Here is a 14954-nt window from a genome sequence, read left to right on the forward strand (position 1 = left end):
GTCAAACGAGGATTTCGCATGTTAACTTACAAAAATTGTATATATTTAAAAATATATGCTAATATATAATTGGTGTAATAATAATAATTTTCAGAAAGAAGGAATCGAATGATTTATAAAGCAGATAACAATGTAAGGAAAAAGTTAGTTGAGATGTTTGGGAATTTCGATAGTACTATTGTACTTTCCTATCTCCAAGGGCATATGGGAAGTGCGTGGGTAGACAATCCTGAAAATCCAACTGTTGCTCAAATAACTGTAGGGATTTTTGTGTTTTATGCCGGGAATCCAAACGCAAAAGAGGCGGAAGAGTTACTATATAATCTACCTGATTTTACTCTTGCCATTGTTGATTCGGAAGAATGGAAAAAACGTATAGAGACTGTTCACAAAGGATCAATTGAGAAGTTTCAAAGGTTTAGGTTTAATAAGAACCCCGGCGATTTAGATAAAGAATACATACAGGATATTTTGTCTACATTACCTCAAGATTATGAAATGAAAAAAATCGATAAAGATATAGCAAAGTCTTCTTCATTTCATGCACTATCAGAAGATTTTACTAGTCAGTTTGATTCAATTGATGATTTTATTGATAGGGGCGTAGGGTACGCCATTTTAAATGAAGGACAAGTTGTTTCTGCTGCAACATCATTTAGTATATTTGATGATGGGATCGAGATTGAAATTGCGAGTCATCCTGAACATAGAAGAAAAGGTTTAGCTAAGATTGTAGCATCTGCACTTATATTAGATTGTTTAGATAGAGGAAAATACCCTAGTTGGGATGGAGCAAATTCTGAATCTGTTGAACTAGCAAAAAAGCTAGGCTACACTTTTAAAGAGTCTTATGATACGTATTTTATTGAAATGCAAAAATGAATTAATACAAGTACATAAACTAAAATGGTTTTTAGTTTATGTACTTAGTTAAACATTAATTAAATTCTATTGACGATATGTAAGGATGCTACTTATTTTCCACAAATTAAAATAGCTTCTCGCAAACGAGAAATACCTTCCTCAATTTGATCAATATCCACTTTTCCATAAGATAAACGAATATAACCATCTTTCGCGCCGAAAATACTACCAGGCATAAATGCAATTTCTTGTTTTAAACTTTGCATAATAAGTTGTTTTTCGTTTATCGGTTCTTTTAATTTTCCCCATATGTATATACCGCCGGTCGGGTTTGAAAAAGAGATTTTATCGTTAAGTTGCTCATTTAAGGCGCGAACGATAACGTCTCTTTTTTCTGCTAATTGTTTTCGTAACGGTACGATATGAGATTGAAATGGTACTGTTTCGAAAAATTGTTGCATAAGCCACTGTGGGAAAATACTCATACCTAATTCCATTTGGTGTCTTGCGTCGGATAACCTTTCTACTACAGACTGCGGGGCGACAAGCCAGCCGACTCGTAAACCTGGTACAATCATTTTAGATAAGGAATGTACATAAATGACAGTTCCGTTTTCATCAATAGATTTCAAAGTAGGGCAAGGTTGTTTTTTTTCTAGCGCAAGTAAACTGGACGGATCATCTTCAACAATTGCAATTCGTAAGTCTGCGCAAAGTGATAACAGTTTTTTTCTACGGTTTGGATGAAGCATTGTTCCTGTAGGATTTTGGAAATTTGGATTTAAAAAGATCATTTTAATACGGTGTTTTCTATATAACTCTTGCACATCATCTGGATTAATACCGTGTTCATCGACAGGTAACGGGAAAATACGAATACCTGCTGATTGGAATAACGGTAAGGAATAACAGTGTGATGGACTTTCGAAAGCAACTGCATCACCGGGATTTAATAAACATTGAACGATAAGGTGAAGTGCTTGCTGTGCGCCAGATGTAATCATTATGGATTGCTCAGTCGCTTCAACTTTTAAATATTCTTTCATATATTTTACGACCGCTTGTCTTAGCGGGAGGTACCCTTGCGGATGATCATAACTTAATGAATGCGTTAACGGTTGTTCTCGTAAAATCGTTTGTAGTTGATCGTGAGGATAGAGGTTACAACCGAGCTCTCCATTTGCAAAATCTATAATGTTTTCATTTTGTTGTACTTCCGCCCGAATATGGCGAAGTAACGGCAAGTTTGGTAAAAAAGTGCCACCTTCTACGAAATTTCTCCAGTTCGGCGTTAATGTTGGAGAAACACCCCACATATGTGTACTCACGCGTGTTCCTTTACCAGTCGTACTTTCTACAATTCCCATAGCACGAAGTTCATTATAAGCAGTCGTTACTGTACTACGGTTTACATTTAACTGTGTAGCTAATTTCCGTTCGGAAGGGAGGAAGCTACCTGGAGGAAGTTCTCCATATGTAATACGTTTTTCAATAAAGTCAACAACTTGCTGATAAATAGGGATTTTACTGTCATTATCTAGCTTCCATTCCATAAAAACGCCTCCGTAACTCTTATATACATTCAGTATAACAAATTGGCTGGGTAAAAAAACAGCCAATTGGACGGTGTTATATCCAGCCAATTTTACTATGCTAAATATGGAAGGGGAGATTCGGATGAAACGATGGCAAATGGAATGGCTCCTAGTATCAGTAGCATTAGTTTGGGGAGCAAATTATACAATTGGAAAGTATGGCGTGGCATTTATGTCATCCATTCAATTTAATAGTTTACGCTTTTTAGTAGCATCACCGGTATTATTACTTATTACTTTTATGATGGAACGCTCATTACGTATTGAAAGAAAAGATTGGTTACGATTAGTAGCAGTCGGCATCGTTGGAACGACAATGTATCAAACGATGTTTATGCTATCTGTGAAATATACTTCAGCAACGAACGCTTCATTATTAATTGCGATGTCACCTATATTTACAGGGATATTAGCAGTATTGCACAAACAAGAACGCTTTTCGATGAAAGTACAAATAGGTTCAATAGTAGCCTTTATTGGTGCCGCATTCGTTTTATTAACAGGTCATACAGGAGGAGCTACTTACGAGTATGCATGGCTCGGAAATATAATTGGATTAGTCGCAGCAATTGCGTGGGGATGGTATCCAATATTAGCACAACCTCTTATTACAAAATACTCCGCAATGAGAGTTACATCATGGTCTACTTTAATTGGAATTGTACCGCTAGTGATATACTGTCTATTCAACGTAAATTCTTTAACGTGGCCAGTAGATACGCTAAGCTGGGGGTCTCTAGCATATTCTATCATCTTTGCGACTATCTTCGGACTTGCAATGTGGTATGTCGGTATTAGTCAAATAGGCTCAACGAAAGTAATGGTTTATATGTATCTCGTACCATTATTCGCAGTTATCTTTGCGGCAGTAACAATTGGAGAGCAAATGAATATGATGCAACTCGTTGGTGGGCTTATAATCTTTATCGGTTTATTTGTTGTAAAAAAAGGCGGAATGAAAAAGCCAGCTCTCAATTTAAAAAAAGTAAGTTAACAGTAAAAAGGATCTCTTTCATATAGAAGGAGATCCTTTTTCATTTCGTAATAAAAGCGCTTGTTCAATTGCCCATTTTTGATGATCATGAAGTAGAAGTTCCACAGCATGTAAAGGAGACATCCATCTTAGGACGTGATCCTTCTCACAGTTTTCAGTTTGTTTCTGCACCATGTTCGCAATGTAAAAGAACCCATCGTTCAAATAATATGTATCTTCTTTTTCAGCATAAAAATACCGCATTGCATTACCGATATACCGATCAATTTCAATGGACCATCCTAATTCCTCTAGTAGTTCACGATGTAAGCATTCATCTTTTGTTTCAGTACCTTCCATACCACCGCCGGGTAAAAAGTAGCTTTCTCCTTTTTGGATAATAGCAATCTTTGAAGAAGTTGAGTTGAAAATAATTGCATAACAACTAGGTCGTAATACATATTGCTTAGTAGGCTTTTTATAGCCAAAAATAAGTTTAGATATCATAAAACACGTCACCTTTCTATAAAATACATAAAAGGGATAATAAGGTAAAAATAGAATTGTATAAGTATAATCTTACGAGATTGGAGTGGTAACAACATGATAAATCGAAAATGTGAAAGATGTAAAGAAATAACAGGTACATTGCATGGTGGTAAAAAAATTAAGGAAGAATTTTTATGTGAGGACTGTTTGCAAAAAGGAATTGCAAGCGGGGAAATCGAATTATCACAAGTGGAGCAAGAACAAACTTCGTATCTTTCTATAAAAATATTAAAAATAATGAGTGTGATTTATTTAATAGCATCTATTTTTATGGCTTTTTCAACCGGTCCATTTATACATAATATAGGATTTGATGAAATGTCCATTTCAGGCCCAGAATTAGGTTTAATAAGTATTGTTATGCTAGGTTCTTTATTCCAGTCTGTTCTTGTATTTTGCGGAATATGGGTATTCATCCTATTAGTAGAAACAGTCATTAAAATTTATGAAAAAATGAAGTGAGTGAGAGGGAGAAACATATGCGAGTAAGAAACATCCAAGGGGAAGATTATGTAAAGATTCATTCTGTTTTAAATGATTGGTGGGGCGGGAGAGACATGGCTGCCATGTTGCCAAAATTGTTTTTCGTTCACTTTCAAGAAACGAGTTTTATCATTGAAGAAGATGGCGAAACGTTAGGTTTCTTATGCGGGTTCTTTTCGCAAACGCATAAAGAGGAAGCGTACGTTCATTTTATCGGGGTAAATCCGAAGTATAGAAGAAGAGGAATCGCATCGACATTGTATTCTTATTTCTTTGATGTCGCTCGTGCAAATAACCGTAAAGTTGTGAAAGCAATCACATCACCAGTTAATAAAAAATCGATACAGTTTCATAAGGAGATTGGCTTTCAAATTGAGGCTGGGGATGATGAGATGGAGGGTGTATCGGTACATACAAATTATGACGGGAATGGCGGTAGTAGAGTTTTATTTTTGAAAAATGTGTAAAAGTAGGCTAGCACAAAGTTAGCCTTTTTGTTGTGAGGAGCTAGAAGTATGGAGAGTAAACAAAATAGAAATGAGTATTTACAGCGCATATACAAAGTACAAAATTATATAGAATCACACATAAATGATTCACTTTCAATTGAAGAGCTAGCCGATGTAGCAGGATTTTCAAAGTTTCATTTTCATCGGATTTTTAAAGGAACAGTAGACGAGCCGTTATCTCGGTATGTGAATCGCTTGAAGTTAGAAAGGGCAACAAATCTACTTACATATCGCCCGGATATGACGATTACGGATATCGCTTACCATTTTGGTTTCACAGATTCAGCAGTTTTCTCCCGTACATTTAAAAATTATTATGGAGTAAGTCCGTCTCAATATCGAAACGACAATAGCAAGAATTGCAAAGACGTAAGAAGAACTTCTCAATACAATGAATGTAAGAAGGTTCGAGGGAATGTTGAAATTGTAACAGCGGATAATATAAACGTCGCATACATAAGACATATCGGTACATATGAAGAGTTAACTATAGTTTTTCCGGAAATGATAGAGAAATTATTTCATTACGCAACTAAGCAAAACTATCATGTATTTGAGGATACGAAAGTATTAGCCATTTACCACGATCATCATGAATTTACAGAGGACTATCATTTAAGAACAAGTTTATGTATAACAATTCCAAATGAGTCCGCAGTAGAAACAAGCGACATAGGAATAATGGTAATATCTTCTGGAAAGTATGCGGTAGGTCATTTTGAAATATTCCAAGATGAATATAAAGGAGCATGGGATTTTTTATACGGTGAGTGGCTTCCAAATAGCGGATATAAACCGAGAGACTCATATCCTTTTGAAGTATATAGAAATGATCCAAAGCAGCATCCAAAGCATAAACATATAGTTGATATATATGTACCTATCGAACCTTTTTAATTATAGGTTAAAGGGGAAGGAATAATGAAAACTGCTGAAAAGTTAGATCAGATTATAAAAGAAGAATATGAAAATATGAATGGTATGTTAGTAGTGCAGAAAGGTAATATTATTTTTGAAAAATATTATAACGATTACGGACCAAATGATACATTTCATGTAGCGTCAGTTACAAAAACGATAATCTCTGCGCTAATTGGGATATGTATAGATAAAGGTTATATAAAAAGCGTTGATCAAAGAGTAATAGAATTTTTTCCGGAATATAACGTTCATTCATCTGAAATAACAGTAGGGCATCTTCTTACGATGACAGCTCCACATCCTTTCGTAGACTGGCAGGAATCGCTAGAAGAATTATGTACACAAAAGGATTGGATAGAATATACGTTAAATAGAATTGGACAAGGCGGAGAGATTGGATCTTTTAAATATTCATCTGCAGGAGCTCATTTACTATCAGCAATCATAATGAGCGTAACAGGAAAAAATACACGTGAATTTGCGAATGAATACTTATTCCAGCCACTCGGTATGAGAGAAATTCCAAACTACAATATGAAAGCGTTTGGATTTGATGACTTATTCGGAAAAGATGTAAAAGGATGGGTTCATGATCCAAATGGTATTTCGACAGGCGGCTGGGGACTAACGTTAACAGTTAAAGATATGGCTAAGTTTGGACAGATGTATTTGAATGAAGGTATTCATAATGGAAAACAAATTCTATCAAAATCATGGATAAAAGAATCGACAACAATGAACCAAAATCAATATGGTTACTTATGGTGGTTACGAGAAGAAGATGAAATCTTTTCATACTGTGCTATGGGTGACGGTGGGAATGTGATTTGTTGTATTCCAGAGAAGGAATTGGTAGTGGTGATTGCGTCTGAAATTATACCGAATGCAGGGGATAGATGGGAATTGATTAAAGAGTGCATATTTCCTCATTTAAAAGATTAATATAAGTGTTGTAAGAACAAAATTGTTCAACTAAGATTATAAAACTTCAACACCTATACGAATATTGAATAATTGCAAGGTGTTGAAGTACTTTATAATCTATTAAAGCTGCTTTCAACTAAAAGAAGAAACATCTTTTTTCTTAGCTGTTTAACTATTTTTTAACCTTGTGAAGTATAAGATACATCGTGCCCAGCACAATTGCTAGTAAGGTAAATTTAATTAATTCTATTAGGCTGGCATCCCACTTGTTTTGTACGACATCTGTTAAATAAAATACATTAAACATACCATGTAAAATTGCGGGTGATATTACAGAACCGCCATATTCTCTCGTGTACGTTAAAATTATAGATAATATAAATAATAAAGAGAGATAACTTAATATTCCTAGAAGCTGAAACTCATAATTTTTATAAAAGATTGCTATTGGTAAATGCCATGAAGACCAAAGTAAAGCTATAATAATAGCTGTTTGCATGAATGAATATTTTTTTCGTAAATAGTAATGAAAATACCCTCGCCATATAATCTCTTCTAATAATGCAGATAAAGATCCAATTGTAAGACCAACGAGCAAGAGAAATCCTAATTCATTCCAATGATGATATAAGAACTTTATATCATAATTATAAAAATAGAAATGGAGACATAGTCCTAGAAGTAGTGGCAATAATATAGAGAAAATTAGTGTTTTTATTTTTGGACGTGAAATTCCAAGTGTATGAACTATTTTTTGTTTCTTATATAAAGTTTGATATGAAATAACTGCTAAAAGTGGAATAACCATTGTAAACCCCAAATAATTACGACCATTTTCTATGTTCAGCAAGATGATATATACAAGTGATGTGAGAAAATAAATACATAATGTTGAATGATAAACTATGTGCTTATTCATATTTTTCACCTGCCTAAGTATGTAAAAGTGGTTAAACGAATATCCGATATTTTAATTATATATGAGATGGAAATCGACAGAATGAATATTTCCATATTATTGTTTTTAACATAGAAAAAGCGTCGGAATTACATATATTGAACTTGTAGAAAAAATTAAATTATCCCCCGTAACTTTTCATAACAAAAAATCGTTAAACAAAAGAATAGATTTTTTATCACGAATGGGGGAGAACCATGAAAATTCTAATACTAGGTGGTACACGTTTTTTGGGAAGAGCTGTTGTAGAAAAGGCTTTGAACAGAGGGTATGAAGTTACATTATTTAACCGCGGAACAAACAAAGAAATTTTTCCTGAAGTGGAGCAGCTTATCGGTGACAGAAATGGTGATGTATCAAGTTTAGAAAATCGAAAATGGGATGTTGTCGTAGATACATGTGGGTTTTCTCCACATCACATTAGAAATGTTGGAGAAGTGCTTAAAGATAATATTGAACACTATATATTCATCTCAAGCCTTTCCGTATATAAAGATTGGATTCCGCATCATATAAAAGAAGACTATATATTACAACCTGAACCGACGGCTGAGCAAATAAAGGCTGTAGAAAATGGTGAAGTATCTCCTTATGAGTATTACGGTGCGCTGAAAGTATTATGTGAAAAAGAAGCAGAGAAGTATTGGCCGGGGCGTGTTTTACACGTAAGAGCAGGACTTCTTTCAGGGATGTTTGATTATACAGATCGGCTTCCATACTGGATTGGTCGTGTAGCAAAGGGAGGAGAAGTGTTAGTTCCAGGAAGAAAAGACCGTCCAGTGCAGATAGTTGATATAAAAGACGTCGCAAATTGGGGACTAAATATGGCAGAAAACAATAAAGCAGGTATATTCAATGTTACAGGTCCAAATTATGATTTGACGATGGAAGAGCTATTAAATACGTGTAAAAAGGTTACGAATAGTGATGCTGAATTCGTTTGGATAGAGGAATCGTTCATGAATGAACATAAAGTGCAGCCTTGGACAGAAATGCCTTTATGGATTCCAGAAACTTTTTCATTAGAAGGGGAAACGAAGCCGTGGAAAGGTGGATTTTCTATTAGTATCAATAGTGCTATTAAAGAAGGACTTACTTTTAGAAGGTTAGAACATACAGTTACAGATGCGTATGAGTGGATGAAGAGTGTGGATGAATGGGAATTAAAAGCAGGTATTTCAATGGAAAGAGAAAAAGAGCTGCTAGATAAGTGGAATGAAATAAAGAGAGTGTAAATAAGGATTCTATAAAAACAGGACTCTGTCTATTGGTTAAACAGAGTCCTAATATTAGTCTACCACTCAATCGGTTCTTCCCCGTACATGTCCCATAACTTAGGAAACATCTTTTTTAATCCTTCTTCGTCATCTTCATTCCAGTCAAACTCAATATCTATATCGTCGAATATTTCATTAGATAAGACATGATAAAGTGTAAAGTAAGTATCATTTTCATCTCCAGTTTTTTCTGCATATACAGTGTATCCAAAGTATAAAGAAAGTTCTTCAATATTTGGTACTTCATATTCACTTAAATTTTCTAATACAGAAATTAATCGTTCTGGATCTTCAATACATGCTTCGTACGTTTTTTTTCCTTGATATAGTAACCAACCACGGAAGTAATCAAAACAATCATCCGAACAGCCGCCCATAATAATATATGCTGCTGCCCATAAACGAGACGTATAAGAATCTTTTAATATGCGGTGCATATGCGTATCAAAAGCTACAATTTCATGTACTGTACGTTTAGCAAGGTGAGAAGTAAGCCATTCTATTTGTTCTTCTTGGTCTTCACCTTTCGTTTTTGCACGATTCAGTAGTTCCCCAAATTCTTCTTCTGTTATCGTTTTTTCTTTTATGTAATTTTCCCCAGGGCACGGGTCTGTATATCCCTTTTTACGTTTGGAAGCAATTAGTTTGTTAGCTTCTTTCATACATTCTTCTTCTGTTTCAAACTCTTTCGCTTTCACACTGCCAGCTGTGCCGATTTTTCCGTAAAACACAACATAGTCTTTTTCTTTCACAACGATTTTCCAAAACTTATTTGACTTCTCAGTTTGCTGGATTAATAACGTTTCCATTCGTACCCCCATAATGTTTTTCTAGTGTGCCCTGTGATTGTATCATATGTATATGCTTGTAATGATAAAGGATAAGTCTAATTATCGGAAAGTTCAAAACTTATTGAATGGAATAGAAAAATTTAGTAATCTTATTTGTACAGCACATACATAATAGTTTTATAGCGATTTTTGAATAAAGTATAGGGGGCAATCGGCATGGATCTAACATTTAAAGTTGAAGAAACATGTTTTAACTACCGAGTCGGAGCAATTTGTAAACAGGATAATAAAATACTCATTCTGCAAGGTGACGGTGAAGATTTTTGGTACGTACCAGGCGGAAGAGTGAAAATGCTAGAGAATAGTGAAGAAGCGTTAAAACGAGAACTTGCTGAAGAGTTAGCCGTTCCTATTGAGGTGAAGAGATTAATATGGTCGGTAGAAAATTTCTTTACACTTTCTGAACGAAAGTTTCATGAAATTAGTTTTTACTATGAAGTAGAGCTGAAACAATTACCTGCAAATGGGGCAGACCAGTATATTCTTGAAGAAGAAGGTAGAACATATTTCTTTAAGTGGGTGCCGGTAGAAGAGCTAAATGCATATAACTTACAGCCAGTGTTTATAAAAGATAAAGTAAAGGATGTATCAGTTCATACAGAACATATCGTTTTACAAAAGTAAATGCATGCGGAGGAGAAAAAGGTGAAGGGGATTAAAAAAGAGATTCATGTAGACAGCAAAGTAATTCCATATACACATATCGAAAAAGGTTCTAATAGGATATGCTTTATGTTTTCAGGTTCAGGATACAATTACGATAAACCATTATTTTATTACGCGACGATGCTTATGCTCGAAAATAAAATAGATGTAGTACATATTCATTATTCTTATAACGATCAAGTAATGAATAAACCAATGGAAGAAATAACGAAAGTAATGATGGATGAAATTAATCCTATAATGAAGGAAGTATTAAAAGATAAGCAATATAATGATACGATGTTTTTAGGGAAATCACCTGGAACAATTCCGATTGCAAATGATTTAATGAAGAGAGAAGAATTTGCAAAGTCAAAGATGATATTACTTACACCTTTACTAACGTTTGATTCCATTTTTGATTCTATCCTACATAGTCATCATGAAGGGCTATTAGTAATTGGAGATAAAGATCACCAATATAATGCAGATCAAATTGATCAGTTACATAAAACGAATTTACAGATCGAAGTTGTCAAAAACGCTAACCATTCTGTAAACGTTGGCGAATTTGAAACAGAGAATTCAATTGAAGCGATAGCGAAAATAATAGAAAAGCTTAAAGAAGTTATTAGGACAAACTAACCTATCAATACATGCAAAAGAGGTGCAATTTGCACCTCTTTTACTTTAATAAGCCTTAAGCACATGAAGTAAATAATCCTTACGATTCAGCGGATTATAATCAACACGTTTTCGAGTAGGGAAGGGGGCCTTCAGTTCTGTGTAACCAGATGGCTTCGTTGTAAAAATGCCTTCTCCTTCAGTGAATGCATGAAGCATTCGCTTAAAGTTCTCCGTTTTCGCAACAGGTAATGAGCCTGTTAACTGGTAGGAATCATTATTGAATATAGGTTCTGCAAAAGTCGCTGGAATAGCAGCGAGCTTATACATTGCGGTACTAATTGCATGCTCTGGTACAGTTAATTCAAACTCATTTACTGGTTCATATACACATGTTTCAGCCTGCTTTAAAGCATTCATTAAAACGAGTGGTGTTAAGTTTCTAAAGTCACTTGCTGTTGTAACAGGACTAGCATAACCTGTATGTGTTAACGTGACGATAATGTCCGTAACTTCCCATCCATATAATCCTTGTTTTAACGTTTGAAATACTGTATCTTCAATCGCTTTATGAAATGCTAAAGGTAGTGAGCCAAGTTCAACGCCTAATGTATATGTTATTCCAGAATTAAGTTCACCACGTTCAACTTTGAATCCGACTGTTGCGTAAAATGGATTCGCTTTTTCACCCATTACTTCAACGCTATTCCCTATGCCAATGGGTTTCTCAATACATACGACACGCGTATTTGAAAAAGTAACCTGTAAATTATATTTTTCATAAAGTGTTGTTTCGATAACCTCTTTTTGTACTTCACCGAAAAGGCGAATGTATAGTTCGTTATGAACATCGTCTTTCCACACTTTAATGAGTGGATCTTCTTCACATAGTTCCATAAGTGCAGCGTATAAATCATGAATTCGTTCTTTTGGTAATGCTTCAATAGCTGCTTCCATTTGTGGTTCGGCAAAGTGAATATCTTTTATATAATCGGTCCGTTTACCGATAATATCACCAATTTTTATATCGCTTAGTCCCCACACTTTGCAAAATTCTCCGCTAGGAACGATAGAAGATTGAACAACATCTCCGTTATCAAATAGGCATATTTTCTTAATCTTTTCTTTATGTGCTAGAGCTTCCCCGCGCTGTATATCAACATATTTTCTAACGTGTAAACAGCCAGAAAAAACTCTTACATATGCAATCTTTTCCCCAGAAGGTTCACGTTCAATTTTAAAAACAATACCGGACAATTCTTCATCTTGAGACGGATTATTAGCTGGAAGTAAGGATGGAATATTTTCAAGTAGTTCAGTTACTCCTATACCCGTCAGTGCTGAACCGAAGAAGATCGGATACAGATTTGCTTGTTGTATTTGTTTTTCAAGTTCTTCTCTTAATAGTGTGTCCGTTACGATTTCGTTATTTACAAATGACTCAAGTAATGATTCATTAAATGGTGCTAATCGTTCTATACAATCGTCATATGATTTATATTCAATAATACGAGCTTCCTTTGTTCCTTCATTTTGGACAGAATAGAAGGGGAACGTTTCATTTGAAAGAATCGTTTTTATTTGCTTTACAACTTTTTCAGTATTTGCGCCACTACGATCAATTTTATTAACGAATAAAATAGTCGGGATGTTTAGTTTCCGCAATGTTCGCATTAAAATTTTTGTTTGTGCTTGCACACCTCGAGCGGCAGAAATAACTAAAATTGCACCGTCTAAAACGCGGAATGATCGCTCCACTTCAGCTATAAAATCAGCGTGTCCAGGTGTATCAATGACATTTACTTTTACATCATCAATAAAGAAAGAAACGACAGATGCTTTAATCGTAATGCCGCGTTGTCTTTCTAATTCCATTGAGTCAGTTTGCGTACTTCCGCTATCAACTCGGCCAATTTCTTGAATCACATTCGTTTCATAAAGAATACGCTCAGTCAAACTCGTCTTGCCAGCGTCTACATGCGCGACAATCCCTATATTTATTGTTGTCATATATCAATATCCTCATTTCATTTTCCATTTTCATTTCCTCATTTCTATTTGTGTATTGCCGCATTACAATCACTCTCCAGTCATTTAAATTATTACTATTATAATGTAATTTACATTTTTTGTAACGCTACAAAGGGCCTTAATTTGGAAAAAATAAAATGAAAACAAAATGCTTGCATTCTAAATCGATATAGATTATATTAATTGACATATCAACTATTGATACATCAAATGTTTTTATTTTGATTGTAAAGGAGGGTTAATTTGACAAGTTCATGCTCAAAAGAAGCGATTATTTTATATAAATTACACTTTCTAAATAAAGAAGTAAGTTCGAAATTTGAAGGGTGTACGGGTATGAGCCAGTCTCGATTAGAGCTTATACTTCAATTATTTGAAGTAGGTGAAATTAGTCAAAAAGCACTTCAGCAAGAAGTGAATATTGATAATGCTGCGATAACGAGGCATTTAAAACAGCTAGAAGCAAACGGAATGATTGTAAGACGTAAAAATCCAGACGATAACAGAATTACGTTAGTTTCTCTTACTGAAGAGGGACGAAATAAAATTCAGGCGTTTCAAGAGGAAAAAGAACGTTTTGCAGCATCTGCATTTAAAGGATTAAGTGAGGAAGAACGCGATAATCTTTTAAATATGTTAAATCACATTCAAGAAAATATAAAAGAATTATAAAAAAGGGAGAATACAACTATGACTAACTCAGTAAAAACAAATAATTTTAACGAAATTTTAACAGGACGTCGTTCAATTCGTAAGTACGACACATCAGTGAAAATTAGCAAAGAAGAAATGACAGAAATTCTTACAGAAGCAACACTTGCACCATCTTCAGTAAACATGCAACCATGGAGATTTTTAGTAATTGAAAGTGACGAAGCGAAAGCAACACTTGCGCCACTTGCGAAATTCAATCAATCTCAAGTAGAAACATCTTCAGCGATGATCGCTTTATTTGGTGATTTAAACAACTTTGATAACGCAGAAGAAATTTACGGAACAGCAGTAGAGCGCGGTTTCATGCCGGCAGAAGTAAAAGAAGACCAAATGAAAAAACTTTCAGCTTACTTCTCAATGGTTACACCAGAAGTAATGAAAGACACTGTACTTATTGACGGTGGTCTTGTAGCAATGCAATTTATGCTAGCAGCTCGTGCTCACGGTTACGATACTTGTCCAATTGGTGGATTTGAAAAAGACCAAATCGCAGAAGCATTTGGACTAGATAAAGAACGTTACGTACCAGTTATGTTAATTTCAATCGGAAAAGCTGCTGACAGTGGTTACCAATCAGTACGTCTTCCAGTTGAAAAAGTTGCTGAGTGGAAGTAATTTTAAATAAATAAGTGGAATATGAGAGGGGAAACACCATGATTATTATTCACGCAATATTTCAAGTAGATCCAGCGAAACAACAAGCATTTTTAGAAGAAATTAATCCGCTCATTCATAGTTCAAGAGAAGAAAGTGGAAATGTATCTTATGACCTTTATAAAGATACAGAAAAAGAAAATGTATATACGATGGTAGAAGTATGGAAAGATGCAGAGGCAGTTGCGAGTCATAATACGAGTGAACACTTCACATCTTTCGTTAGTAAAGCAAAACAATTTTTAACTGCTCCTTTAGATATAAAGGCTTATAATGGAGAGTTAGTAAAATAATATGGTGAAAAAGATGACTTTAGCGTGTTGCTGGAGTCATCTTTTTTATTTTCATAAGAATATATTTACTTCTATCACGATGTGTTATA

General features: G+C 34.6%; 17 protein-coding genes. 12 read left to right on the forward strand and 5 right to left on the reverse strand.

The genetic code is table 11. The features are described from left to right. The first annotated feature begins 108 nt into the window (after positions 1–108). Entirely contained in the window at positions 109–882 is a 774-nt protein-coding gene (locus MR070_RS11720; protein WP_138321754.1) for a GNAT family N-acetyltransferase, read from the forward strand. Positions 883–974: 92 nt separating this feature from the next. Here the strand turns inward: MR070_RS11720 and pdxR are convergent, their stop codons facing one another. Then, the gene (gene pdxR, locus MR070_RS11725) at positions 975–2417 is read right to left on the reverse strand and encodes a MocR-like pyridoxine biosynthesis transcription factor PdxR (protein ID WP_242261328.1); all 1443 of its coding nucleotides are present in this window, start codon (positions 2415–2417) and stop codon (positions 975–977) included. A 124-nt stretch (positions 2418–2541) separates the two neighbouring features. Between pdxR and MR070_RS11730 the strand changes: the two genes are divergently transcribed. Next, positions 2542–3453, forward strand: a complete 912-nt coding sequence (locus MR070_RS11730; RefSeq protein WP_242261330.1) for a DMT family transporter — start codon at positions 2542–2544, stop codon at positions 3451–3453. A gap of 18 nt (positions 3454–3471) precedes the next feature. On the opposite strand, the gene MR070_RS11735 is transcribed toward MR070_RS11730, so the two are convergent. After that, positions 3472–3939, reverse strand: a complete 468-nt coding sequence (locus MR070_RS11735) for an NUDIX hydrolase (RefSeq protein WP_242261331.1) — start codon at positions 3937–3939, stop codon at positions 3472–3474. Positions 3940–4035: 96 nt separating this feature from the next. Between MR070_RS11735 and MR070_RS11740 the strand changes: the two genes are divergently transcribed. The 4 genes from MR070_RS11740 to MR070_RS11755 are packed head-to-tail and all read left to right on the forward strand — an operon-like array spanning position 4036 to position 6836. Further along, the gene (locus tag MR070_RS11740; RefSeq protein ID WP_242261332.1) at positions 4036–4443 is read left to right on the forward strand and encodes a DUF3980 domain-containing protein; all 408 of its coding nucleotides are present in this window, start codon (positions 4036–4038) and stop codon (positions 4441–4443) included. Positions 4444–4460: 17 nt separating this feature from the next. Further along, positions 4461–4931 carry a GNAT family N-acetyltransferase gene (locus tag MR070_RS11745; protein ID WP_242261334.1) on the forward strand — a complete coding sequence of 157 codons (471 nt, stop codon included), beginning with the start codon at positions 4461–4463 and terminating at the stop codon, positions 4929–4931. Positions 4932–4979: 48 nt separating this feature from the next. Beyond that, positions 4980–5870 (forward strand): AraC family transcriptional regulator, encoded by an 891-nt coding sequence (locus tag MR070_RS11750; RefSeq protein WP_242261335.1) that lies wholly within the window; start codon positions 4980–4982, stop codon positions 5868–5870. Between the two features lie 24 nt (positions 5871–5894). Continuing rightward, entirely contained in the window at positions 5895–6836 is a 942-nt protein-coding gene (locus MR070_RS11755; protein WP_242261336.1) for a serine hydrolase domain-containing protein, read from the forward strand. A gap of 154 nt (positions 6837–6990) precedes the next feature. Here MR070_RS11755 and MR070_RS11760 read toward each other — a convergent pair whose 3' ends face one another. Then, positions 6991–7746: a CPBP family intramembrane glutamic endopeptidase gene (locus MR070_RS11760; RefSeq protein WP_242261337.1), complete on the reverse strand. Its 756-nt coding sequence runs from the start codon at positions 7744–7746 to the stop codon at positions 6991–6993. Positions 7747–7973: 227 nt separating this feature from the next. Between MR070_RS11760 and MR070_RS11765 the strand changes: the two genes are divergently transcribed. Then, complete coding sequence (locus tag MR070_RS11765) at positions 7974–9011, forward strand: SDR family oxidoreductase (RefSeq protein WP_242261338.1); 1038 nt, start codon at positions 7974–7976, stop codon at positions 9009–9011. A gap of 59 nt (positions 9012–9070) precedes the next feature. On the opposite strand, the gene MR070_RS11770 is transcribed toward MR070_RS11765, so the two are convergent. Continuing rightward, positions 9071–9862: a DUF4240 domain-containing protein gene (locus tag MR070_RS11770; protein ID WP_242261340.1), complete on the reverse strand. Its 792-nt coding sequence runs from the start codon at positions 9860–9862 to the stop codon at positions 9071–9073. Positions 9863–10060: 198 nt separating this feature from the next. Between MR070_RS11770 and MR070_RS11775 the strand changes: the two genes are divergently transcribed. Together MR070_RS11775 and MR070_RS11780 are read left to right on the forward strand one after the other, a co-directional pair. Beyond that, positions 10061–10528 carry an NUDIX hydrolase gene (locus tag MR070_RS11775; RefSeq protein WP_242261341.1) on the forward strand — a complete coding sequence of 156 codons (468 nt, stop codon included), beginning with the start codon at positions 10061–10063 and terminating at the stop codon, positions 10526–10528. Between the two features lie 21 nt (positions 10529–10549). Beyond that, positions 10550–11194, forward strand: a complete 645-nt coding sequence (locus tag MR070_RS11780; RefSeq protein ID WP_242261343.1) for an alpha/beta hydrolase — start codon at positions 10550–10552, stop codon at positions 11192–11194. A gap of 45 nt (positions 11195–11239) precedes the next feature. Here the strand turns inward: MR070_RS11780 and MR070_RS11785 are convergent, their stop codons facing one another. Then, on the reverse strand, positions 11240–13183 hold the full coding sequence (locus tag MR070_RS11785; RefSeq protein ID WP_242261345.1) for an elongation factor G: 1944 nt from the start codon (positions 13181–13183) through the stop codon (positions 11240–11242). 264 nt (positions 13184–13447) lie between these two features. Here MR070_RS11785 and MR070_RS11790 point away from each other — a divergent pair, with 264 nt between their 5' ends. From MR070_RS11790 to MR070_RS11800, 3 genes are read left to right on the forward strand one after another with little or no spacing between them, the layout of a single operon-like run. Continuing rightward, complete coding sequence (locus MR070_RS11790; RefSeq protein ID WP_000204166.1) at positions 13448–13876, forward strand: MarR family winged helix-turn-helix transcriptional regulator; 429 nt, start codon at positions 13448–13450, stop codon at positions 13874–13876. Between the two features lie 18 nt (positions 13877–13894). After that, positions 13895–14533: a nitroreductase family protein gene (locus MR070_RS11795; protein ID WP_242261347.1), complete on the forward strand. Its 639-nt coding sequence runs from the start codon at positions 13895–13897 to the stop codon at positions 14531–14533. Positions 14534–14571: 38 nt separating this feature from the next. Next, complete coding sequence (locus MR070_RS11800) at positions 14572–14865, forward strand: putative quinol monooxygenase (RefSeq protein ID WP_242261348.1); 294 nt, start codon at positions 14572–14574, stop codon at positions 14863–14865. The last annotated feature ends 89 nt before the right edge of the window (positions 14866–14954 follow it).

Source organism: Bacillus cereus group sp. BfR-BA-01453 (assembly GCF_022662915.1).
GTDB lineage: Bacteria > Bacillota > Bacilli > Bacillales > Bacillaceae_G > Bacillus_A > Bacillus_A paranthracis.

Coding starts and splice junctions, on each gene's coding strand:
- MR070_RS11720 (WP_138321754.1), top strand. CDS start 109: ATGATTTATAAAGCAGATAACAATGTAAGGAAAAAGTTAGTTGAGATG.
- pdxR (WP_242261328.1), bottom strand. CDS start 2,417: ATGGAATGGAAGCTAGATAATGACAGTAAAATCCCTATTTATCAGCAA.
- MR070_RS11730 (WP_242261330.1), top strand. CDS start 2,542: ATGAAACGATGGCAAATGGAATGGCTCCTAGTATCAGTAGCATTAGTT.
- MR070_RS11735 (WP_242261331.1), bottom strand. CDS start 3,939: ATGATATCTAAACTTATTTTTGGCTATAAAAAGCCTACTAAGCAATAT.
- MR070_RS11740 (WP_242261332.1), top strand. CDS start 4,036: ATGATAAATCGAAAATGTGAAAGATGTAAAGAAATAACAGGTACATTG.
- MR070_RS11745 (WP_242261334.1), top strand. CDS start 4,461: ATGCGAGTAAGAAACATCCAAGGGGAAGATTATGTAAAGATTCATTCT.
- MR070_RS11750 (WP_242261335.1), top strand. CDS start 4,980: ATGGAGAGTAAACAAAATAGAAATGAGTATTTACAGCGCATATACAAA.
- MR070_RS11755 (WP_242261336.1), top strand. CDS start 5,895: ATGAAAACTGCTGAAAAGTTAGATCAGATTATAAAAGAAGAATATGAA.
- MR070_RS11765 (WP_242261338.1), top strand. CDS start 7,974: ATGAAAATTCTAATACTAGGTGGTACACGTTTTTTGGGAAGAGCTGTT.
- MR070_RS11770 (WP_242261340.1), bottom strand. CDS start 9,862: ATGGAAACGTTATTAATCCAGCAAACTGAGAAGTCAAATAAGTTTTGG.
- MR070_RS11775 (WP_242261341.1), top strand. CDS start 10,061: ATGGATCTAACATTTAAAGTTGAAGAAACATGTTTTAACTACCGAGTC.
- MR070_RS11785 (WP_242261345.1), bottom strand. CDS start 13,183: ATGACAACAATAAATATAGGGATTGTCGCGCATGTAGACGCTGGCAAG.
- MR070_RS11795 (WP_242261347.1), top strand. CDS start 13,895: ATGACTAACTCAGTAAAAACAAATAATTTTAACGAAATTTTAACAGGA.
- MR070_RS11800 (WP_242261348.1), top strand. CDS start 14,572: ATGATTATTATTCACGCAATATTTCAAGTAGATCCAGCGAAACAACAA.